We start from the raw sequence: 348 nt of genomic DNA, 5'->3' as shown, positions 1-348 counted from the left end.
CATATTTACGCGCTGAGCGTTGCGCGCAAGATCACCGCGGGCGAGATCACGCTCAACGACTACGATTACACACGCTCGAACGGCCGATTCGATATGAATCAGAGCCGTTACAGCGAGGCGTCCTTCGACAACGCCGCGCAGTATCACTGGGGCGATTACACGCAGCCGATGGCGGGCGCGATGGGGCTGGACGGCAAGCCCAACGATCTGCGTAATGAGGGCGACTACCTTGCGCGTGTGCGCGTGGAGGCACTGCGCTGCGAGGGCTTGCGTCTGCACGGCACGGGCAACCTGCGCGGGCTGACCACGGGCAGGAAGTTTCGTCTCGAAGGCCATCCGCAGAAAGAG

The 348-nt window shown here is 62.6% G+C and carries 1 protein-coding gene; it reads left to right on the top strand.

Features of this window, described 5'->3' with window-relative positions:
- Positions 1-348, top strand: a 348-nt coding sequence (locus PQR08_RS38750) for a contractile injection system protein, VgrG/Pvc8 family (RefSeq protein ID WP_408164523.1), incomplete at both ends; no start/stop codon positions are given.

It is taken from the genome of Caballeronia jiangsuensis, from assembly GCF_046030135.1.
Lineage (GTDB): Bacteria > Pseudomonadota > Gammaproteobacteria > Burkholderiales > Burkholderiaceae > Caballeronia > Caballeronia jiangsuensis.
Note: the sequence above shows the minus strand (reverse complement) of the source record. Positions and strands in the feature narration are given on the sequence as shown.